Annotated in this window: 18 protein-coding genes; 6 read left to right on the top strand and 12 right to left on the bottom strand. The window is 63.6% G+C overall.

Annotated elements, in window-relative coordinates; genetic code table 11:
• Nucleotides 1-18: 18 nt before the first annotated feature.
• Entirely contained in the window at nucleotides 19-744 is a 726-nt protein-coding gene (locus ABIB80_RS32430; protein ID WP_007601285.1) for a VOC family protein, read from the bottom strand.
• A 33-nt stretch (nucleotides 745-777) separates the two neighbouring features.
• On the bottom strand, nucleotides 778-1,449 hold the full coding sequence (locus ABIB80_RS32435) for a sensor histidine kinase (protein WP_354128976.1): 672 nt from the start codon (nucleotides 1,447-1,449) through the stop codon (nucleotides 778-780).
• Between the two features lie 331 nt (nucleotides 1,450-1,780).
• Between ABIB80_RS32435 and ABIB80_RS32440 the strand changes: the two genes are divergently transcribed.
• Nucleotides 1,781-4,624 (top strand): ATP-binding protein, encoded by a 2,844-nt coding sequence (locus ABIB80_RS32440; protein ID WP_354128977.1) that lies wholly within the window; start codon nucleotides 1,781-1,783, stop codon nucleotides 4,622-4,624.
• A 118-nt stretch (nucleotides 4,625-4,742) separates the two neighbouring features.
• On the top strand, nucleotides 4,743-5,450 hold the full coding sequence (locus ABIB80_RS32445; protein ID WP_035994359.1) for a hypothetical protein: 708 nt from the start codon (nucleotides 4,743-4,745) through the stop codon (nucleotides 5,448-5,450).
• 25 nt (nucleotides 5,451-5,475) lie between these two features.
• Here the strand turns inward: ABIB80_RS32445 and ABIB80_RS32450 are convergent, their stop codons facing one another.
• Nucleotides 5,476-8,361: an ATP-binding protein gene (locus ABIB80_RS32450; RefSeq protein ID WP_354128978.1), complete on the bottom strand. Its 2,886-nt coding sequence runs from the start codon at nucleotides 8,359-8,361 to the stop codon at nucleotides 5,476-5,478.
• Between the two features lie 353 nt (nucleotides 8,362-8,714).
• Between ABIB80_RS32450 and ABIB80_RS32455 the strand changes: the two genes are divergently transcribed.
• A complete protein-coding gene (locus ABIB80_RS32455) occupies nucleotides 8,715-9,698 on the top strand; it encodes a helix-turn-helix domain-containing protein (protein WP_007601278.1) in 984 nt (327 codons plus the stop codon).
• Between the two features lie 83 nt (nucleotides 9,699-9,781).
• Here ABIB80_RS32455 and ABIB80_RS32460 read toward each other — a convergent pair whose 3' ends face one another.
• Nucleotides 9,782-12,103: a molybdopterin guanine dinucleotide-containing S/N-oxide reductase gene (locus ABIB80_RS32460; RefSeq protein WP_354128979.1), complete on the bottom strand. Its 2,322-nt coding sequence runs from the start codon at nucleotides 12,101-12,103 to the stop codon at nucleotides 9,782-9,784.
• Between the two features lie 325 nt (nucleotides 12,104-12,428).
• On the opposite strand from ABIB80_RS32460, the gene ABIB80_RS32465 reads away from it, so the two are divergent.
• Complete coding sequence (locus ABIB80_RS32465) at nucleotides 12,429-12,779, top strand: RidA family protein (protein WP_088941402.1); 351 nt, start codon at nucleotides 12,429-12,431, stop codon at nucleotides 12,777-12,779.
• Between the two features lie 81 nt (nucleotides 12,780-12,860).
• On the opposite strand, the gene ABIB80_RS32470 is transcribed toward ABIB80_RS32465, so the two are convergent.
• Nucleotides 12,861-13,805, bottom strand: coding sequence for a LysR family transcriptional regulator (locus ABIB80_RS32470; protein ID WP_007601275.1), 945 nt, complete (start codon nucleotides 13,803-13,805; stop codon nucleotides 12,861-12,863).
• Between the two features lie 232 nt (nucleotides 13,806-14,037).
• On the opposite strand from ABIB80_RS32470, the gene ABIB80_RS32475 reads away from it, so the two are divergent.
• Nucleotides 14,038-14,973, top strand: a complete 936-nt coding sequence (locus ABIB80_RS32475; RefSeq protein WP_007601274.1) for an MBL fold metallo-hydrolase — start codon at nucleotides 14,038-14,040, stop codon at nucleotides 14,971-14,973.
• Nucleotides 14,974-14,988: 15 nt separating this feature from the next.
• Nucleotides 14,989-15,990, top strand: a complete 1,002-nt coding sequence (locus ABIB80_RS32480; RefSeq protein ID WP_007601273.1) for an alpha/beta hydrolase — start codon at nucleotides 14,989-14,991, stop codon at nucleotides 15,988-15,990.
• Nucleotides 15,991-16,040: 50 nt separating this feature from the next.
• On the opposite strand, the gene ABIB80_RS32485 is transcribed toward ABIB80_RS32480, so the two are convergent.
• The 7 genes from ABIB80_RS32485 to ABIB80_RS32515 form a co-directional block, all read right to left on the bottom strand.
• Complete coding sequence (locus ABIB80_RS32485) at nucleotides 16,041-17,075, bottom strand: Gfo/Idh/MocA family protein (protein ID WP_219683107.1); 1,035 nt, start codon at nucleotides 17,073-17,075, stop codon at nucleotides 16,041-16,043.
• Between the two features lie 6 nt (nucleotides 17,076-17,081).
• The gene (gene aroQ, locus ABIB80_RS32490) at nucleotides 17,082-17,531 is read right to left on the bottom strand and encodes a type II 3-dehydroquinate dehydratase (protein WP_007601266.1); all 450 of its coding nucleotides are present in this window, start codon (nucleotides 17,529-17,531) and stop codon (nucleotides 17,082-17,084) included.
• 13 nt (nucleotides 17,532-17,544) lie between these two features.
• Complete coding sequence (locus ABIB80_RS32495) at nucleotides 17,545-18,291, bottom strand: amino acid ABC transporter ATP-binding protein (protein ID WP_354128980.1); 747 nt, start codon at nucleotides 18,289-18,291, stop codon at nucleotides 17,545-17,547.
• A 62-nt stretch (nucleotides 18,292-18,353) separates the two neighbouring features.
• On the bottom strand, nucleotides 18,354-19,181 hold the full coding sequence (locus tag ABIB80_RS32500) for a transporter substrate-binding domain-containing protein (RefSeq protein WP_007601263.1): 828 nt from the start codon (nucleotides 19,179-19,181) through the stop codon (nucleotides 18,354-18,356).
• Nucleotides 19,182-19,232: 51 nt separating this feature from the next.
• Nucleotides 19,233-19,889 (bottom strand): amino acid ABC transporter permease, encoded by a 657-nt coding sequence (locus tag ABIB80_RS32505; protein WP_007601262.1) that lies wholly within the window; start codon nucleotides 19,887-19,889, stop codon nucleotides 19,233-19,235.
• Between the two features lie 12 nt (nucleotides 19,890-19,901).
• Complete coding sequence (locus ABIB80_RS32510) at nucleotides 19,902-20,570, bottom strand: amino acid ABC transporter permease (RefSeq protein WP_007601261.1); 669 nt, start codon at nucleotides 20,568-20,570, stop codon at nucleotides 19,902-19,904.
• Between the two features lie 51 nt (nucleotides 20,571-20,621).
• Nucleotides 20,622-21,476, bottom strand: a complete 855-nt coding sequence (locus ABIB80_RS32515) for a shikimate dehydrogenase (RefSeq protein WP_007601260.1) — start codon at nucleotides 21,474-21,476, stop codon at nucleotides 20,622-20,624.
• Between the last annotated feature and the right edge of the window lie 12 nt (nucleotides 21,477-21,488).

Below are 21,488 nucleotides of genomic sequence, written 5' to 3' on the forward strand. Positions count from 1 at the left end.
GAGAAGCCGCCGTCCAGCTCAGGATGGCAGCGGCTGGCCCGCTTGCTCGCGGACGATATAGTCGGCATACCAATCGGCCCAGTTCTCATCGTGCCCGCCGGTCCCCTTTTCGTGCTCGCCATGTGCCACCGCCGCACGGCGCAGTGCTGCGGCCAGCGCGGCCTGCGAAGCGAATGTCGTGCCGTCGCCCGCGATCCGTCCCGGCAATCGCGTCGTGACCTCCTGGAACAGCCAGCCATTGCCGTCGGGATCGCTGAACGAGGCAAATGAGCCGTAGCTGCCACGCTTCGGGTCAGCACCGCTAACCCGAACGCTGCCGGAGAGATAAGGCTCGTCGGTTCCGGCGTGGACATCGCCGGCACCATGGAATGGAGCGCTGACCTCGATGCCGCGGCCGAGCAGATCCTTTCGCGCCGCCTCCAGATCGGAGACGATCAGGTACAAGCCTCGCGCCGAGCCCGGCGCTGCCGCGGTCACGTTCCTGCCGAAGATCACCGAGCAGGCCGAGCCTGGCGGCGTGAACTGGATCACGCGCCAGTCATTGCCGGAGGCAAAATCGGCGTCAAGTCGCCAACCGAGACGCGCGTAGAAGGCCTTGGCGCGATCGACATCGGACACGGGGATCACGATCACCTCGAGCCTCTGATCAATTCTAGGCGATGTCGAAGGCTTGCTCGCAGACTTGTTGGAAGGGTTCTTAGAAGACTTGGCCGCGGCGTCGCGGTCGATTTCGGTAGTGGCCATGTCGAACTCCCTGGGTTGGATCGAAGACGAACTTCAAGCAGCTGCGATCGGCATCACGATCGTTACACGTGTGCCGTCGTCTCCCGCCTCGCCCTGCAGCCGGGCGCGAATGCTGCGTGCGAGTCCTTCGAGAATCCGGCTGCCTGTGCCCTGAAGCGGCCCGGTCGCGCCGATCCCGTTGTCTAATACCGTGCAGAACCAGGCGCCGTCACGATTGGCTATCTCGATGCGGATCATTGCATCATTCCTGTTCGGGAAGGCGTGCTTGGCCGCATTCGTCACCAGCTCCGTCAGCATCAGCGCGAGCCGATGGCATTGCGATGCCGGTAGGGTCCCGTTTTCGATCGCCGCCTCGCAGCGGATGCCCGCGGGCTCCAGCACGGCCTCGGAAATCGCTCCGCACAAATTTTCGAAGAAGGCCGCCACCGGGATCGCCGTATGATCGTCATTGTCGGACAAGAGTTGATAGAGCCTGCCGAAGGCGACGATGCGCCGCTCGAGCCGGTCCGCGGCAAGCGACACGTCCCTGGTGCCTGCCCGGGTGAAATCGCGGCGGACTGACGCACCCAGTATCGTCAGCGTGTTCTTCATCCGATGGTGGGATTCCCGCAGCACGAGCTGCCAGTCACGCGACTGATCGTCTAAACTGGCCACAAGCTGAGATCGAACGACGTCGTCATTCGGCCGAGCGTTGATACCGGACATCGTCGCCTCCCCGTTGGAATTAACGTCAAACTCGGAACGGATACTGGATGCAGTTCGCGTGCATTGCTCGTTAGACGTTGCAAGATTTTGTTATGATGAGGGTGCGACGACCGGGACTCCAAGCCGTGAGCTGGGCGGTCAAGCACGCCGCCGGGCTGCCCCTATCGCTTCGCAAGATGCTCGCGTTTGAGTACAATTTGCGACGGATCGTCGCGCGCGACGGCCAATTGCCGGCGCCCCACGCGATTTCGCCACTTTCGGCCAGTTTACTCGGGGTTCCCTTCTGCTAAATCAAAGTGCAGAGTTCAGCTCTCACTGGAATGATTGGCCCGTGCCGGACACTAACGACCAGGAGTCGGCCATTGCTTTCGGGCCATTCCGGCTGTTCGCAAAGACGCGGCTGCTCGAGAAGGACGGCGCCCCGGTTCACCTCGGCGGCCGTGCGCTCGATATTCTCGTTTTTCTGGCCGAGCGCGCCGGGGAGGTCGTGGACAAGCGTGAGTTGATCCGGCGCGTCTGGGCCGACGTGAATGTGGACGAAGGCAGCCTGCGCTTTCACATCACGACACTGCGCAAGGCCTTGGGCGATCCGGGCGAAGGCTCCCGCTACGTCGTCAACGTCCCCGGGCGGGGTTATTGCTTCACGGCCGCGCTGCTCCGGGCTGCCCCATCGGAGAACCGGACCAGCCTGCCCGTCGCTGCGCCGCGCTCGCTGCCCTCGCCGCTCGCGAAGATGATCGGGCGGGACGATGCGGTCGCGAGAATTTCCGCCGAGCTTGCCTTGCATCGCTTCGTCACGATCGTCGGCCCCGGCGGGATCGGCAAGACTTCGGTCGCACTGGCGGTGGCGCATGGCGAACTCCAGGCCTTCGACGGCCAGGTGTGTTTTGTCGATTTCGGCGCACTCAGGGAGACGCGGCTCGTTGCGGGAACGATTGCGGCCGCGCTGGGCCTTACAGTCAATTCCGACGACCCGATGCCGGGGTTGCTGACATTCCTGCGCAGCCGGCGGATGCTGCTGGTCTTCGACAGTTGCGAGCACATCCTCGACGATCTCGCCCCCCTGGCCGAACGCATCGTCCGGGAAGCGGGCGGGCTGCATATTCTCGCCACCAGCCGCGAATCCTTCCGCGCCGACGGTGAGCGTGTCCATCGGCTGTTTCCACTGGATTGCCCGCCACAGCGCGACGGGCTCGGCATCGCCGACATCCTTGCCTATCCCGCAACTCAGCTCTTCGTGGAACGCATTGCAGAGAGCCTGAGCGAATTCGAGCTCAGCGAAGAGGATGCGCCGCTCGTCGCCGAGATCTGCCGTCGGCTGGACGGCATCGCGCTCGCGATCGAGCTCGCGGCCGGGCGTGTGAACGCCTACGGCATTGCCGGGACCGCCTCGCTGCTCGACAGCCGTTTCTCGCTGCTATGGCGCGGTCGGCGCACCGCTGTGCCGCGGCACCACACCCTGAGTGCGGCGCTCGCCTGGAGCTATGATTTGCTGCCGGCAAACGAAAGCGCAACGCTGCGCGGATTATCAACGTTCGTCGGGCCGTTCACCCTGGAAGCCGCGCTAGCGGTCGCGTCCTGTCAGGGAATTGGCGAGGCAGAAGCCGCCGAGGCGATCTCCAATCTGCTTTCCAAATCGCTGATCGCGACCTCGCCTGCGGAGCGGCGGCTGCGCTATCGCCTGCTCGACACCACACGTGCCTTCGTCGCGGACAAGCTCGTCGAGAACGGCGAAGCGGACCGCGTCGCACGCGCCCACGCCGAATATTTCCGCGATTTCCTGCGCGACATTGCGCTCAAATCCACGGGCATGCAGAGTGCCGGCGGCTTTCTTCCCTATGCCGACCACCTGCCCAATGTTCGGGCCGCGCTGACCTGGAGCTTTTCGGACGGCGGGGACCGAACGATCGGCGTGGATCTCGCGGCTTCGGCAGCCCAGTTCTTCCTTGAGCTGACATTGCTGACGGAATGCTACCGCTGGACCCAGCAGGCGCTGGCGTCCCTCGACGCGAGCGCGGTGGATGGCCGCAATGAAATGATCCTGCACGCCGCGCTCGGCGTCTCCGCGATGTTCACGCAGGGCAATACCGAAGCGGTCCGCTCGGCGTTCACGCGCAGTCTCCAGCTTGCCCGAGAGCTCCAGGATCTGCACTGGCAGCTCTGGCTGCTGCGCGGATTACACATCTACCTGACCAGGGTCGGGGATTTTCACGGAGCACTCGGAACCGGCGAACAGGGCGAGAGCGTCGCGCGGAAGCTGAACGATCCCGCCAGCACGCTGAACGTCGAATGGATGCTGGGCGTCGCCCATCATTTAATCGGCAACCAGGACAAGGCGGTGCAGCTCTGCGAGAGCGCGATGTTGCATAATCCCGGCTCGCAGCGGCTGAATATCGGGCATCTCGGCTATGACGACCGCATCGTCGCACTGGTGGCGCTCGCGCGCGGGCTTTGGCTCACCGGCCGGCCCGATCGTGCGATCGAGGCGTCCCGATACACCATTCGCGAAGCCGAGCTGCTCGAGCAACCGCTCACTCTCGGTATTTCCTTGATCTGGACCATCTACGTGTTCCTCTGGGTCGGCGACCTGGCGAATGCGGAAATCCTGATCGAGCGGCTGATCGATCATTCGGCGCGGCACTTCCTCGGCCCCTATCATGCGGTCGGCATCGGCCAGAAGGGTGAGCTGCTGCTTCGCCGCGGCGACGTCACCGCCAGCATCGAGCACCTCCGCCGCAGCCAGGCCACGCTGTACGCAACGCGACACCGGATCATGACGACGGTGTTTGCGACCGCGCTCGCGGAGGGACTCGTGGCGCAGAACCAGGCCGACGAAGCCTTGCAGACCATCAATGATGCCATCGCAGAGATCCCCGATCATGGCGAATCCTTCGACATGCCCGAGATGCTGAGGGTCAAGGGCGATATCCTCGCCCGATCGGGCAATGCCGCGGAGGCCGAAAGCTGCTTCCGGGACTCGCTTGATCTGTCACGCCGCCAATGTGCGCTCGGCTGGGAGCTGCGGGGGGCAATCAGTCTCGGCCGGTTCTGGCGCCAGGCCGGAAAAGCCGGAGACGCGCGCGCCCTGATCGCCCCTCTCGTCGCGCGGTACCAGGAGGGCTTCCAGACCCGTGATCTCGTCGCAGCCAGGGAGCTCCTTGCGGCGCTGAATTGAGTGTATCTTCAACGGGATACCGCAAGAATTTCCGCTCGCAACTCCTAACAACTTCTAACACGCCAAGCCGCATCCGCCCCGCCATGGTGCTGGCACTTCACGGTGGATATGGCGGGACATGGCGCTTCTTGACGATGTAATTGATGCCAGCGGCGGAATGGCCCGCTGGAATAGCTTGAGCCGGTTCACGCTTCACCTCTCCGTTGCCGGAACGCTGTTCTCCAGCACCGGACATGCCAGCGAATTCAAGGACGTGACGGCGGAGGGCTCGACCCGCACGCAGTCGGTCCGCTTCACCGGCATCACCGGAGGGGAACATTCCGGCTCGTTTCAGCCGGACGCGATCACGATCGAAAGCCTCGAGGGTGAGGTCCTCAGGACCTGGCGCAATCCAAGCCTTGCGTTCACCGAGGCCGGTTCGCCTACGCTGGCGGACGAACTGCATCTCGTCTTCTTCTGCGGCGTCGCGATCTGGAATTATCTGACCAATCCATTCCTGCTCGCCCATCCCGACGTGGTGGTGGAGGAACTGCCGCCGTGGCAGGAGAACAACGAGTCATGGCGGCGGTTGCGGGCGCAGTTCCCGCCGGGCCTGATCACGCTCGCGCCCGAGCAGATCTTTTATTTCGACGACAACGCGTTGCAACGGCGGGCCGATCACGATCTGTTCGGGATGAAGGTCGCACACTACTCCTGGGCCCATGACAGCTTCGGCGGCATCGTGGTGCCGACGCTCCGACGCGCGCAGACGCTGCGGCCCGACGGAACAGTGGTCGCCAAGCCCGTACTGATGGACGTCGAGATCTTTGACGCCGTCTTCGAGTAGCGGCCCGCGCGATTCGCTTCGAACTTCACCGGGCCGCCGGCTCGTTCAGCATGCGCCGTGCTGCAATGAGATCGGCGGTCTCGAACCCCTCCGTGAACCGGGCATAGGTTTGAGCGAGCTGTTCGAGCGGATTTTGCACACGCTGCCGGACTCGAAGCCGCGCCAGCGACATCTCGGCTCGCAGCCGCCAGGACAACGCGCCCTGCTGTTCGGAGAGCGAGATCGATGCGACAAGATCCGCCTCGGCCGCGTCGGGATTGCCGCCATGGGCCTCCAGCTCTCCCCGCAGACGGAGCAGCTCGGGCATGTCGAAGGCGCCGCCTTCCTGCTCGACCCGCAGAATGGTTTCGTGAAGAACCTGAATGCCTTCCGTCAATTGTCCCAACGTGACCAAGCCTCGAGACAGGTCCGCGGCGAACGCTGAGGCGTAGAGCTCGTAGCGATCGGCACGCAGGCGGGGAAGCGCGCTCCGCAACAGGTCGACGCCGTCGGCGATCTCGCCCCGAGCGATCATGCTCTGCGCTCGAAAACCCGTCGCGACGGCTTCGTAGGGCCCGAGTCCGTGCATGCTCGCATGCGCGGCCAGACGACCGATCATGGCCTCGACCGACGACCAATCGCCAAGCCAGCCGAACACCGAAGCGGACCAGCATAATGCGATACAATGCATGACCACGTCATGCGGCGCTGAAGCGCCGACCAGCGGCCGGATGCATTCAAGCGCACGATCGGGAAAGCCGCGCAGCCATAGCACGCGCGCAAGCGGAATCTGCGGTGTGCGTGAATAGGCGAAATGCCCGGGTTGGGTCCCGCGGAGCGCAGCGTCGTCGCGCAGGCCCTGGTCGAGATGGGCTTGCGCCGCGGCCTGGTCTCCGGCGAGGTGATATGACACGCCGAGCAGCGCTTTGCTCCCGGCGATCCCCGCGGTATCGCCGATGACGCGGGCAATCCGCTCGGCGTGAAGCGCAGTCGGCAACAGATGCCGATAGCGACCGGTCCGGCGGTAGAACATGTTGAGCCGGGACAACAACCTGAATGTGTTGGCGTGATCGGAAAGCGCTTCCGCTATTTCCAGCCCGCGCCTGAGCGCCGCTTCCGCCTGCTCGCTGTTGCGCTCGGTGAACATCAAGGCGTGACCGAGCGTCGACTGAAGTTCGAGCTCCCATGCGCCGCCCCGGTCGGCCTCGTCGAGCATTGCGAGGGCGCGATCGGACCAGATGCGCGCCTCGTTGAGCAAATTGAGTTCGACGAAGAGCCTTGTGCAGCTGCCGGCGAGCGGCACGCGCAAGCCGGCGCCCTCGTCGTTGGCATAAGCCCATTGCAGCGCCGCGCGGGCATCGGCGAGCAGGCTCGCGCGTTCCTGCAAACGTGAGGCATGATTGCTGCCCTCCTTATCCCTCATGCCCGCTTCGAGCGTGCATTGAACATAGAGAGCGTGACGGTGCGCGATCTCGGCCAGCTGTCCGCCGTCGGCCAGTTTCTGCAGGGCATAGGCGCGCGTTGCGTCGAGCAGCCGATAGCGCCGCGATGCGCCGTCCGGCTGGGTGGAAACCAGCGACTTCACCACGAGCTGCTCCAGCGCCTCGACTACGCGGTCCTCCGGCATCGCCGCCCCGGCCGCGATCGCTATCGCGCCCCTCAACGTGAAGTGACCTGCGAAGACGGCGAGGCGCTGAAATACGATCCGCTCGCTCTCGCCGATCAGACCGAAACTCCAGTCGAGCGTAGCGCCGAGCGTCTGCTGCCGCGGCGGCGCCGTTCGCCGCCCGCGCCATTCGAGCTGCAACCGGTTGTCGAGCAGTGCCGCCATCTCGCGCAGTCCATAGAGACCGACGCGCGCGGCAGCCAGCTCAATCGCCAGCGCGATGCCATCGAGCTTGCCGCAAATCCGGGCCAGGACTTCGGCATCCTCGTCGGTGATGTCGTCGCGATGCCCGGCCGCGACGGCGCGATCGACGAACAGGCGCACAGCGGGATAAGCCAGCACCTCGCCGGCGCTGAGGCGGGTGCCCTGCGGCGGACCAGGAAGCGAAACGAGCTCGAAAATCTGCTCGCCTTCCACCAGCAGCGACTCGCGGCTGGTTGCGAGGATGACGATGCCGGGCGCCGCCCGGTAGATGTTTTCTGCAAGACGCGCGACCTCCTCGATGACGTGCTCGCAGCTGTCGAGCACGAGAAGCAGCCGGCGGCCCCGCAGGAAATTGACGATGCTGGCCGAGGGATCATCATGGTGCACGACGAGGCCCAAGGCGGCGGCAACCGTGCTCGCGACCAGGGCCGCGTCCTTGAGCGGACCGAATTCGAGAAAATGGACATTGCCGTCGAAGCTATCGCACATCTCGTGCGCGAGCGCGGTCGCAACAGTGGTCTTGCCGATGCCGCCCGGCCCCCGCAGCGTGACGAAGCGATCGCGGAGCAAGCGCGCCGCCAACTCGGCCACGGCGTCCTCCCGCCCCACCATCCGGTCCAATCGGCGCGGCAGCGACGGTGGCGGCGCGGCCCTTTCAGGCACACGCGACGCCGGTGTAGCCACCTCCGCGCGCTCGCCACGCCGCACGGGCGCCACAAAGCAATAGCCCCGGCCCGGGATGTTGGTGATGTAGCGGGCACCATCCTTTCCATCGCCGAGCACCTTGCGCAGCTCCGCGACATGGACCCGCAGGCTGACCTCCTCGACGGAAAGTCCGGACCACGCATAGCCGAGAATTTCGTCCTTCGGGACCACTTCGCCGGCGCGACTGACCAGCAGGCGCAAAATATCCGTCGCGCGGCTGCCGAGCCTGACCGGCAAGCCATCCTTCTCCAGCAGCCGCGACCGAAGCGAAAATGGCCCGAACGCGACGGCATCGAGATCCAGAATCGCCGCGGTGTCGCTGCTGCGGGGGCCATGTCCTGCCGAGAGCTCGGTCACTTCTGACTCATCCTGACGGCCGCTCCATCGAAATGCGGCGCGACTATACCCCGCGCCAGTGCGAGGTCCAGCGAGGGCAAACCACGGAACTCACGCCGCCGCGTCGATCTCCACGCGATGTCCGGCGCTCTCCTATGTCGGGCCGGGGATGCGCAAATATCTGATAAATTGTACAAAAAGGACGCTTCCTGAGACGGGATGCCGCACCTGATGCGCTCCCACAAAAACTAACACATCCTAATCACCACTAACGAGCTTGCAGGTCAGCTCACGCCTATCCTCTCAACATGGAAAGCAGGGCTTTGTGCGTTTGCTGGTTGCAAACAGCGGAGAACGCCCGGAGAGGACGAACGATGTTGACCAATTTGCAGGCAAGTGATGCCTGGATTGAATTTCCGGGCGCCTCGGGGGATTGCGAGATACCTCAGGCAACACAAGCGATCATTCGCGAGCGTCAATGGCGTCAGGTCGATCCGCGCGCGGGGGTGGCCGCCAAGGACATCGCGATCTCGCGATGGGAAGACCCGCGGAGCACCTCGTCGCACGAAGCGACGACCCCTGAGGATCGCTATTTCGTCGGCATCGCCCTCAAGACCACGCGCGCGAAACTGACCCGGGATCGCCAGGTCATTTTCGACGGGACCATGCCCGCGGGCACACTGTATCTCACCGCGCCGTCGAAGCCCCTCGCCGTGCAATTCCAGTCGCCATGCGCCTTCTTGCACTTTTACATCTCCGCGGATCAATTTCCGGCACAATTTTCCGGGACCGAGGGATTGAATGACCTCGTCCTGTTGCGCGATCCGCTCGCAGCCGAGCTTGCCAAGGCGCTGATCGAACTTGGCGACGCCGCGGACCACGAGTTCACGCGCTGCATCGGCCAGACCCTTGCGATGCATCTCGCACGTCTGGAATTGCCACGCGCCAGGGTCAATGCCTTGCCGAAATGGCGGCTGCGGCGGGTCGAGCAATATGTCGCCGATCATTTCCACCGCTGCATTAGCCTGTCCGAACTCGCCAATGTCGCCGGCCTGTCCAGAATGCACTTTGCGGCGCAATTCCGCGCCGCGACCGGTTACCGGCCCCGAGAATATCTGCTCAATCACCGGATCGAGCACGCCAAGACGCTGCTGGCCACCACCGAACGGCCGCTGGCGGAGATTGCGCTTGCGGTCGGCTTCAGCACGCAGGCGCATTTTTCGACCGTCTTCAAGCGCATCAGCGATCAATCCCCGGCACGCTGGCGCCTCGCCAGCAAGGGCGAACGGCGAGAGGTGCAAGCACTCCCGCCGCGTCATCCTTTGACGGAGAGGGACTGGATCAGCGCAGCCGCGTAAGCATCCGCTCGCGCCCTCATCCTCCCGGGCCTGCGAGCCACTCGGGGCCGTCCCTGCCCCCACACAGGACGGCCCCTTTTTTTCTACACCGGATCGAAAGCCCGGATCGGCGGCAGATTGCCGGTGAACTTCTCGACCTCGACTGTCGTGAGCTGGCCGGTGCAGCCCTGCGCAAAGGACGAGGTGCCGACGTCGCGGGTCAGCACGTTCGGATTGCCGTGCACGCAGAGCGGCGCGTCGTCTTCGGGGTCCATCGGGTCGTACCAGGCGCCGGTCGGGAGCTGGACCACGCCGGGCGCGATACCGTCGGTGACGTGGACCGCGGCAAGACAGGCACCGCGCGCGTTGAACAGCCGGATGATGTCGCCGTCCTTGATCCCGCGCGCGTCAGCATCCCGCGGGTTCATGCGCGCGACCTCGCGGCCGCGATGCTTGGCGGCGAGCGAATGTCCACCGAAATCGAGCTGGCTATGCAGACGCGTCACCGGCTGGTTTGCGACCAGGAAGCACGGCGCCCCCGGCTTGGGCATGTCGGACTTCTCCAGCCAGACCGGATGGCCCGGACAATCCGCATCGCCATGACCTGCGATCTTGGCGGAGAATATCTCGATGCGACCGCTCGGCGTCGGCAAAGCGTGATTGACGGGATCGTCGCGGAAGCGGCGCAGCCGGCCGCCGTCGTCAGGCTGCTGCGGCACGACCAGGCTGCCGCGCCGCCAGAACTCTTCGAAGCTCGGCGCCTCCAAACCGCGCGCTTCGAGCGAGGCGCGGGTCGGCTCATAAAGATGTTCCAGCCACTGCCGTGACGTCCGCCCCTCGGTGAAGGGTTCGCGCGCGCCGAGACGGTCGGCGAGATCGGCAAAGATCTCGTAGTCGTCGCGCGCAAGGCCGAACGGCTCGGCGATCCGGTGCATGGCGACCATGAGGGGATCGTTGCTGGAATAGCCGATGTCTTCGCGTTCGAGCGTCATCGTCGAGGGCAGCACGATGTCGGCATGCCGGGCCGTAGCAGTCCATGCGAGTTCGTGCACGACCAGCGTGTCGACTTTCGCAAACGCCTTGCGCAGGCGATTGATGTCCTGGTGGTGATGGAAGGGATTGCCGCCGGCCCAGTAGACGAGGCGGATATCCGGATAGGTGCGCGTCTCGCCGTTGTAGCGATAGGTGCCGCAGGGCTTGAGCAGCATGTCGGCGATGCGCGCCACCGGAATGAAATCGCGGACAGCGTTGCGGCCCTGCCCCAATGTCGGCCCCGGCACGTCGTTGACGCGGCGGCCGTAATAGCCGATCGCCCCCAACGAATAGGCGTAGCCGCCGCCGGAGAGGCCGATCTGGCCGAGCGCTGCCGCCAGCACCATGCCCATCCACACCGGCTGCTCGCCATGCTCGGCGCGCTGGAGCGAATGGGAGACAGTAATGAGCGCACGCTTGCCGGCGAGCCGGCGCGCAAGTGTGCGGATCGTATTTGCGTCGACGCCGCAGATCGCTGCGGCCCATTCGGCGTGCTTGGGTTGGCCGTCGCTCTCGCCTGTGAGATAGCGCAGGAAGACGGGCCATCCCTCGGTGTAGCGATCGAGGAAAGCCTGGTCGTGCAGGTTTTCCGCGACCAGCGTATGAACGATGCCGAGCATCAGCGCGGTGTCGGTGCCGGGCACGCACGTCATCCATTCGGCGCCGGCCTCGACGGGCAGGTCTTCGCGCAGTGGGCTGACCAGGACGAACTCGCAGCCGCGGCGGCGCGCAGCTTCCATCGCGCCGCGCTCGACATGCTTGCTGATCGAGCCGCCTGCGACCATCGAGTTCTTCAGCGCCATGCCGCCGAACGCCAGCACGATGTCGGTATCGGCCGCGATCTGCTCCCAGGTGACGTTACGCTTGGTGATGTCCTCGTAGCCCGCCAGGATCTGCGGCAGCAGCACCGAGGACGCGCCGGAGGAATAGGAGTTCACCGAGCGCACATAGCCGCCCAAAGCGATGTTGAGGAAGCGATGCACCTGGCTCTGGGCGTGGTGGAAGCGGCCCGCGCTCGACCAGCCATAGGAGCCGCCGAACACCGCGCCGGGGCCGCGCGTCTCACGGATGCGTGCCAGCTCGTCGCCGAGCAGATCGAGCGCCTTCTCCCAGCTGACGGAGACGAATTCGTCGCGGCCGCGGCGATCGTCCGGACCGGGACCGCGTTCGAGCCAGCCGCGGCGGATCGCAGGTTGGGTGATGCGCGCCTGATGGCGCAGCGCGCCGGGAAAATTGCCGATGATGCCGTTCGGATCGGGATCGCCCGCATAGGCCCTGACCTCGAGCCCGGCCTCGCCTTGACGTGCCGAGAACACGCCCCAATGCGAGGTGTGCGGCTTGAAGCCGTCGGACAGGTCGAGGCCGGGGTCGGGGAAGCCAATCGTATCGTCCATCGTCGCATTCCTTGTTCCGGTCGCGGCACTGTCCCGGCCGCACCGATAACCCGGGTCGCAGTATAGCGATCCGCGCTTCGATGTCGTCGGGTCAGGGCCGGCGAAAATGCCGGGCGCTCGTGCAAAGATAGATTGGCGAACGTTCGCAGGGACGACCGGCGGCGATTTTTCGACCAATTTGTGCTTTTATTTTCAACGTCTTAGCCGTCTGCATTCGGGGCCGTGCGGTCCGTTTTCCGGTAAGACTTGGCGCGAGATCTCTTGCAACGACACTGACATTGAAATGTGCGATATGCCGCCCGTCACACACAACATCGGTCCCGTCATGATCAAGCGCGAATTGCCCTACGAAGGTCTGCTCCACGAAGTGGTCGAGCACAATGGCGTGCTTTACATCGGTGGAATCGTCCCCGAGGACACGAGCCTCGACATGTCGGGCCAGGCCAACGACGTCCTCGGGCAGTTGGCGCAGTTACTCAAGACCCTCGGATCCGATCTGAGCAACGTCTTGCAGGTGACCATCTACATGGCGAGCCTCAAGGAAAAGGCAGAGTTCAATGCGGCCTGGAAGGCGCATTTTGCAGAGGCTCATCTGCCGGCGCGCGCGGCAATCGGCGTGGCCGATCTCGGTCCTGGCGTCAAACTCGAGATCACGGCCATCGCCGCTCGACAATAGTGGCACGGAATCCGCTGATCGAGAGGTCCCGACGATCATCAAGCCTAGATGCGCGACGTGGTGCGGTTGAGGCAAGTCGAATCAGGAGGCGGCCGCTTGGTACAGGCACTCACGTAACCAAGCATGAGCTCCGTCCTCCTGATTGCGCGGATGCCACAGCGCAACGATGCGCGCCGGCGGCAGATCGAGCGGCGGCGATGTAAGATCGAGCTCGTGGGAAAATCGCATCAGAAAGCGTCGCGGAAGGGTGCAGATGCAGTCGCTGTGGGCAAGGATGACCGGCGCCAGCGCATAGGTTTGAATCGAGACGGCGACGCGTCGGGAACGGCCTAGCCCGGCGAGTGCGTCGTCGACCAGACCAGAAAAGCCGCCACCGTCGGCGGAGATCAACAGATGGTCGAGCGCGCAAAAACGATCGAGATCAAGCGGCCCGTGGCCGCGCGGGTGACCTTTGCGCTGCGCGGAGAGGAAGCTGTCCTCGAAAAGCGGGCGCTGCATCAGATCGCCGTGTGCCCCATCAGCCCCCGTCACCAGAATGTCGATCTCGCCCCGTTCAAGCCGATCGACAACGTCGCGCGTCGGATGGACGAAGGCTAGCCGCGCCCGTGCGGCCGTGGAGGTCAACCGCGCGACGAATCCGGGCGCCAGCGTCACGGCTGGATTCTCGTGGATGGCAACGACAAAGGTGCGCTGGCTGTGGACCGGGTCGAATACGGCCGGTCCCTCGACCATGCGACGGAGCTTGCCGAGCACGTCTGCCAGCTCCGCCTGCAGCTCCACCGCTCTCGTCGTCGGCACCACGCCGCGGCCCGCCGCCGCGGGCACGAACAAGGGGTCGGCAAAGACCTGTCGCAGCCGGTTCAATCGAGCCGATAGCGCGGGCTGACCGATGTTCAGGCGCGACGCCGCGCGCGTGACGTTCCGCTCGCGCAGCAGAGCCTCCAGGGCGAGCAATAGGCCGAGGTCGATCTCGGCGAGATCGGTGTCGTCGGCCAGCCGACCTGGACCGTGTTCCGCATCCGGCATCGGTCCTCCTCCGTTCAAAGCACATGATCGCGGCCGAACGAGCCGCGATGAGAGAGGTAGAGCCAAAATGGCGGTCTGAAAAGCTGGGCTGACCGCCTTTCGATATCGACGTCGTCGATGGGACCTATCGAGCCCACGGCCCTCCCGGCGGCGTGGTGCGCTTCGTACTTCCCGGTCACCGCGGCGCTGGCAATCAGGCCGGCTCAGCCACGACCTGGAGTGGAGGACCTTGATGACGCAAGCGACGAAAACCTATCGCGTTGGCGATGCAGCCGTCACGCGGATCGATGAATTGCGGCTTGCCGCATTCAAGTTCGGCGCCCTCTATCCTGACGCCGAACCGGATGCGCTTGAGCGCCATCGCGACCGGCTCGAGGCGGGCTCGTTCGATCCTGCAACCGGCACCTTCATTCAAAGCATTCACAGCTGGCTGGTCAAAACCCCGCACCACACGATCCTGATCGACACGGCGACCGGCAACGACAAGAACAGGCCCGACATCCCGCCGCTGCATCGTCTGAACGAGCCGTTCCTGGCGCGGCTGGCGGCGGCGGGCGTCACCCCGGAACAGGTGGACTACGTTCTGCTCACGCACGTCCATGCCGACCACGTCGGCTGGAACACGCGCCTGGTCAACGGTCGCTGGATTCCGACATTCCCGAACGCAACCTACGTCTTCTCCGGGATCGAGCAGGCCTATGGCGAGAGCCTCGCGGCGGGCACGGAGCCCACAGGGGCAGCCCGCCCCGACCCGGCGCTCGGCCCGGCGGCGCGCAAGCCGGCCGACCGCGTCTATGACGACAGTGTGCGGCCGGTGATCGAGGCCGGCCTTGCCAAGCTCATCGCAGTGAATGGCGACGAGCTCCTTGAGGGCATCTCTTTCATCCCGACTCCCGGCCACAGCATCGATCACGCGTCGATCCGTCTCGTATCCCGCGGCGAGCAGGCGCTTTTTGCCGGCGACGTGATGCACCATCCACTGCAGGTGTATGAGCCTTCGCTCAATTCCTGCTTCTGCGAATTCCCTGAGGCCGCCTCGCGCTCTCGCGCCGCCGTCCTCGAGGACGCAGCCGAGCTTGGCGCAACCGTCTTCACCACCCATTTCGCACAATCGTCCGTCGGGCGCATCGACTGCCGCGGCGATCGCTTCGCCTGGCAATTCGTCTGATAAAGGAGACCGATCATGGACCAGCAAACTTACGCGCAGGCAGACGGATCCGACATCGTGGTCGAGGATCTCATGATCCCGAGCGACACGGCCGGCATCTCGCTTCACTTGCGCAACAAGCGAACAGCGGCGCTCAAGACGTTTTCCGCCGAGCGAACCATCCTGATGATGCACGGCGCGACCTATTCGTCGGAAAGCCTGTTCGATGTGCCGCTCGATGGCATCTCCTTCATGGATTATCTCGCCGGGCACGGCTACGACGTCTTTGCACTCGACGTGCGCGGCTATGGCGGATCGACGCGTCCGCCCCAAATGGACGCGCCGCCGGAGGATTCTGAGCCGATTGTGCGCACGGAAGTCGGCGTGCGTGACCTCGCCAGCGCAGTCCAATACATCCTGAAGCAGCGCAACATCACGCGGCTCAATCTGGTCGCGATGTCCTGGGGCGGCTCTGTGGCCGGTGCCTACACGGTAAGCAATAACGATAAGATCGTAAAGCTGGCGCTCGTCGCGCCACTGTGGTTGCTGAAGGGCCCGGCTCCGATCGATGCGGGCGGCCGCCTCGGGGCCTATCGCCACGTCCCTGTTCTGGACTTCAGGGAGCGCTGGCTTTCGGCAGCACCGGAAGCAGCGCGATCAAGTCTCATCCCGGAAGGTGGGTTCGAACTCTGGGCGGACATCTCGCTCGCAACAGACCCACAGGCCAGCGCAGGAGCTCGTCCGCTCATGCGTGCCGTGAACGGCCCGATCCTGGACATCCGCGAGTACTGGGCCGCCGGCAAGGCCCTTTACGAGCCCAGCGAGATTCGCGTGCCGGTGTTTCTGGTCCACGCCGAATGGGACCGCGACGTGCCCATCGGCTCGGCACAGGACCTCTTCCTCTCACTGAAACAGGCGCGATATCGGCGATGGGTCGAGATCGGCGAAGGCACGCACATGGTTCTGCTGGAGAAGAACCGGTTGCAGGCGTTCGACGCGATCAACCAGTTTCTCTCGGAACAGTATGAGCATGACTAGCGCGATCTTCGCGCGGATCCCGCCGCGAGAACACAGGTGCCTCGCCCGAATCAAACCGACACGAGATCTCCGGTTTCCGCTGCGCGCTTGACCGCGTCGATCACCCTGAGCGTTTTTAGCCCTTCGTGCCCACTCACCACAGGCGTGGCCGTGCCGCAGATAACACCACAGAAATTTGCGATCTGCAGGCCAAGCGGGTCTTCCTTCTCATATCTTAGCTGCTCGCGCTCAATCGGCGCCCACCAACTGGCCTTGCTCGGATGATGCCATAAATCGAGTTGCGGAATAGCCAGCGATGCCCGCGTGCCGCCGATCTGGTAACACGCCTCCTGCGTACGACTGTAGGCTGGGTTCTCACCGGCGGTGAATTCCCAGCTCCAAGGCGACTGGATGGTATCGGAGACATTGACCGTTCCCAGCGCGCCGGAGGCGAAATGCAGGATCACCACCGCGGTCTCTTCAACGCCATTTCCGCGCAGCCGATTGGATTGGGCAGCCTGCACCGCGACGATATCGCCGCACAGATACCGCAACAGGTCGATATCGTGGATGAGATTCAGGAAAATGGGGCCCGCTCCTTTCTCGCGGCGCCAGGACACTTCAAAATAATCGTCCGGCTTGATCAACCAGAACATGCCATGCACCGATACGATCTGACCGAGCCCGCCACTATCGATCTCCGCCTTGGCGCGTTGGATCATCGGGCTGTGGCGGCGGTGGTGGCCGGTTAGCAACGGCACGCCCGCCCGGTCGGAGGCTTCGACCAACGCCTGTGCAGCAACGACATCATCCGCTAACGGTTTCTCGATCAGCGCCGGGATGCCCGCAGCGATACAATCCATGCCGTTCGCCACGTGCATCTGGTTGGGGGTGGCGACGACCACCCCGTCGGGCCGACTTTCGGAGAGCATGTCCCGAAAGGACGGAAACCAGTTCACGTTCAGCGAAACCGCCAACTCTCGTGCTGCCGGCGTCGGATCGACGATCGACGACAGCACCGCCTCCGGCCGCGCGAGAATATGTTCAATATGTCGCTTGCCGATGAGACCCGCTCCCATGACCGTCAGGCGGATGGGTGCACTCATGCGATTCTATACCTTCTTCTCATCGAGCAGCTTGGCCACGCGACGCAAGCCGAGCAGATAACCCTGAGTGCCGAAGCCTGCAATAACGCCATCAGCTCGTTTGGAAACGAACGAGTGGTGGCGGAATTCCTCGCGCTTGTGCACATTGGAAATGTGCACCTCGATCACTGTCCCCTCGAACGTGTTCAAAGCATCCAGGATGGCGACTGACGTATGGGTGAAAGCCGCGGGATTCATCACGACGCCGACAGCCGTCTCGCGTGCCTCGTGGATCCAATCGATCAACTCGTATTCTCTGTTCGACTGGTGAAAGCGTAGCTCCAGAGCGAGCTCCGTGGCTAGCCCCCGACAATCTCGCTCCACATCCGCAAGCGTCTCGTGGCCATAGATGTGGGGCTGACGCTTGCCGAGCAAATTGAGATTTGGCCCGTTGAGGACGTAGACAAGACGACTCATGGAATAACTCCGTTCAGTGATGGGCTAGGATCTCGCCAAGGAACTGCTTGGTGCGAGCGTGCTGCGGATTGCGGAAGAAAGCGTCGGGCACACCTTCTTCGATGATCTGCCCTTCAGCCATGAAGATGACGCGGTCGGCGACCTGGCGGGCAAAACCCATCTCGTGGGTGACGCAAATCATGGTCATGCCGTCGTTGGCGAGACCGATCATCGTGTCGAGCACTTCCTTGACCATTTCCGGATCGAGAGCCGAGGTCGGTTCATCAAACAGCATGACCTTGGGCTGCATGCAGAGAGCACGCGCGATCGCAACACGTTGCTGCTGACCGCCCGAGAGTTGAGCCGGATACTTCTCGGCCTGCTCACCAATGCGCACCCGCTCGAGATATTTTCGCGCGGTCGCCTCCGCATCGGTCTTGCCGATGCGGCGCGCGCGAATGGGCGCGAGCATGCAGTTCTGCAAGACCGTCATATGCGGAAAAAGGTTGAAGCTCTGAAAGACCATGCCGACATCCTGACGCACGACATCGATGGCCTTGATGCTGTCGTCCAGCCGATGACCGTTCACCACGATACTGCCCTGCTGGATCGCCTCCAGGCGGTTGATACAGCGTATCAGCGTCGACTTGCCCGAACCGGAAGGACCGCAGAGCACGATCTTTTCACCTCGGCGCACAGTGAGATCAACGTTGCGGAGAGCCTGGTACCCGCCGTACCATTTCTGCACGCCCTTCATTTCGATCAGGATCTGGTCCTGCATGGATTCGACCTCCGTTATCGGACGACGGCCAACGCGCCCAGCGCGTCGGCCGCTTGCAGTGACTATTGAACTGTGAACGGAACTCCGGGGACTGAGTCGGGGAAGATTGGCACGGGCGCCTTCATCCACTTGGCGTAGAAACCGGCCAATTTGCCATTGGACTTGATCTGGTCGATGAATTTGTTCGCCGTCTCGTTCCACTCCTTCTCTCCCAGGCGCGTGCAGGCCCCGTTGTACAAGGCGGTGAAGTGAAGCTTGGGCTCGAACCCAAGTTCCGGCTTTGCAGCGTTCAGACGCTGCGGGTAGAAACTGTTTGCGCCGACCGCCTGCACCTGACCCGAGAGCAGCGCCTGGATCGTGGCCGCGTCATCATCAAACCTGCGGATTTCGGCGCCCGCAGGAGCATTATTGGTGACTTGGGTGTCCTGCGTGGAGGAGCGTGGGACGCCGATAACGTACTTCCCCATATCGGCATTACTGTTGATCGGAGTTGCCTGGGCAGCGACCAGTGTAATCTCATTGGCAACATACGGTTTGGAATATTGTACCGCCTTCGCGCGCTCGGGCAGCATGGCCATGGTCGCGAACAGAATGTCCACCCGGCCTGTGGTCAGCGCCGGAATACGGTTGGCCACCGCCAGCGGGACGAACTCGGCCTTCACGCCGAGATATTCAGCGAAGGCGCGCCCCATGTCGGCATCGATCCCATCCTGCTTTCCCGAGCTATCGACATAGCCCCAGGGCGGATTATCGCCCTGAATGCCGATGACGACGACGCCCTTCTTCTTCACGTCCTCCAGCGTGCCCGCCTGCGAGCCGCCTGCGACAACGATGGCCGCGAGCGTCAGCAGCGCAATGCCGAGCTGGCGACGATTGAGCGAAAACAACATGAGTATCTCCTCCTGGTGATGGCTGTGTTTGATTGAGTAGGTGCGCCGAACCTACCTTTGACCGGCCAGGGCGAGCCTGGCCTCCACCCGACTGCCCCACCATGAGAGTGGCCAGCAGAGGATGAAATACATTGCGCCGACCACACCGAAGACGAGCAACGGCTGGTAGGTCTGGTTCGATACGATTTGACCGGCGCGGGCGAGTTCGATGAAGCCGACGATGGCAGCGAGCGAGGTGCCCTTGATGAGCTGCACGAGATAGCCGATGGTCGCCGGCAGCGCGATGCGAATGGCTTGCGGCAGCACGATGTCGCGCATGCGCGCGGAATAATGCAGACCGAGCGCCATTGCGGCCTCGGTCTGACCGCGAGGCACGGCCTGGATTGCGCCGCGCCAGATCTCGCCGAGAAAAGCCGAGGCGTTGACGGTGAACCCGATCGCGACCGCAACGAATGCCGACAGCTTCAATCCGAGGAGCGCCAAGCCGTAGTACACCACGAACAGTTGCAGCAGCAGCGGTGTCCCCTGGAAGATTCCGATATAGATCCGGACTATCCATTCCACACTCGTGCGACCGCAGGTGCGCAACAGTGCGACGACCAGGCCGGCGGTACAGCCACCGACGAATGCAACCAGCGTCAGGAGTACCGTCCATTGCAGACCACGCAGGAGGAAGCCGAACTCGGGAAGGCCGAAATGCGGTGTCATGATCTGTGCTCCTCAGCGCGTCGGATATGAGAAGAAGCGGTGAGAGATGATTGCGAAGCCCGCCATCAGCAGCCAGGAGATCGCGAGGTAGAGGAAAGTGACGAAGAAATAGACCTCGAAGCTGCGGAATGTGTCGCTTTCGATGCGCTGCGCCACCGACGTCAATTCATAGGCGGACACAGCCGAACAGATCGACGAGGTCAGCGTCAGCATGATGAACTGTCCCGTGAGCGAGGGATAGATCGCGCGAAGCGCGGGCTTGAGTACGATGGAACGGAATACCTGCCCTTTGTGCAGTCCGAGCGCGTAGCCGGCCTCGATTTGCCCTTTGTGAATCGATTGCACGCCGCCGCGGATGATCTCGATGGCGTATGCCCCTCCGTTCACACCGAGCGCAATAATGGCGGTGGCAGTCGGATTGAGCTTTACCCCGACGAGTGGCAGTGCAAAGAACAGAAAGAAGATCTGCACCAGGAACGGCGTGTTGCGCACGATTTCGACGAAGCCGATCACGATGGCGCGCAACCAGGCCGCCTTCGCATCGCGGGCTGCGACGCCCGCGACGCCGATGATCATTGCGAGCGTCATGCCAGCAAGCGCCAACCCCAACGTCCCCACGCAACCCCACAGCAACGCGGGCATTGCGTGCCAAACCACCGAGAAATCGAGCGTGTAGCCCATCTTGCGTTTCCTCTCGGGCGTTGTGCGTACCGCTCGCCCATCGGCCGGATGTCATCCTCCCAGGGATGCGAAAGTTGCGAAGAAGACGTCTGGATCAGGCGAGACGCCCGTGAACAGGCGGAATGCTTCGGTGCCCTGGAAGATTGCCATTCCGCCACCATCGACGGTGCGGCAGCCGAGGGTACGCGCCGCGCGCAGCAGCGCGGTCTCCAGCGGGAAGTAGATGATCTCAGCGACCCAGAGACCGGAACAGAGCATTGCCAGCGGCAGCGGCGTTCCCGGATACTTGTCCATGCCAATGGGCGTCGCGTTTACAATTCCGTCTGCGGCAGCCACGGCCGCTGCGACATCCCGGCCGACCCTCAAGCGCCCTTTGACAAATCGAGAGGACAAGCCGTCGACCACGCTCTGCGCCTTGGCCAAGTCGACGTCTATGATGGTCAGTTCCTGCACGCCAAGCTTCATGAGCGCGAAAGCAACCGCCGCGCCCGCGCCGCCTGCGCCGAATTGCACGACACGACCGAGTGGTGCACCTTGCATGCTGCGGCGAAAATTCTCGGCAAAGCCGAACCAGTCCGTGTTATGGCCGGTCATCCGGCCCTTTCTGACGACCACGGTGTTCACAGCGGCAAGCGCCTCCGCGTCGGGCGAAAGCTCGTCCAACAGTGGAAGGATCGCCTGCTTACAGGGATGGGTCACGTTCAATCCGTCAAAGCCCATCCGCCTTGCGGCCGTGAGCAATTCCGGTAACGCTTCGACCCCGAGGTTCAACTCGACCAGATCGATCTTCTTGTAGAGATAGCGGATGCCAGCGGCGTCTGCGGCCGCTTCGTGCATGGGCGGCGTGCGAGACGCCGAGATGCCGCTGCCGATCAGGCCGACGAGAAAACTGGGTTTGGGATGCATTGTCGGCGTCGT

Source organism: Bradyrhizobium sp. i1.15.2 (assembly GCF_040548425.1).
Classification (GTDB): domain Bacteria; phylum Pseudomonadota; class Alphaproteobacteria; order Rhizobiales; family Xanthobacteraceae; genus Bradyrhizobium; species Bradyrhizobium canariense.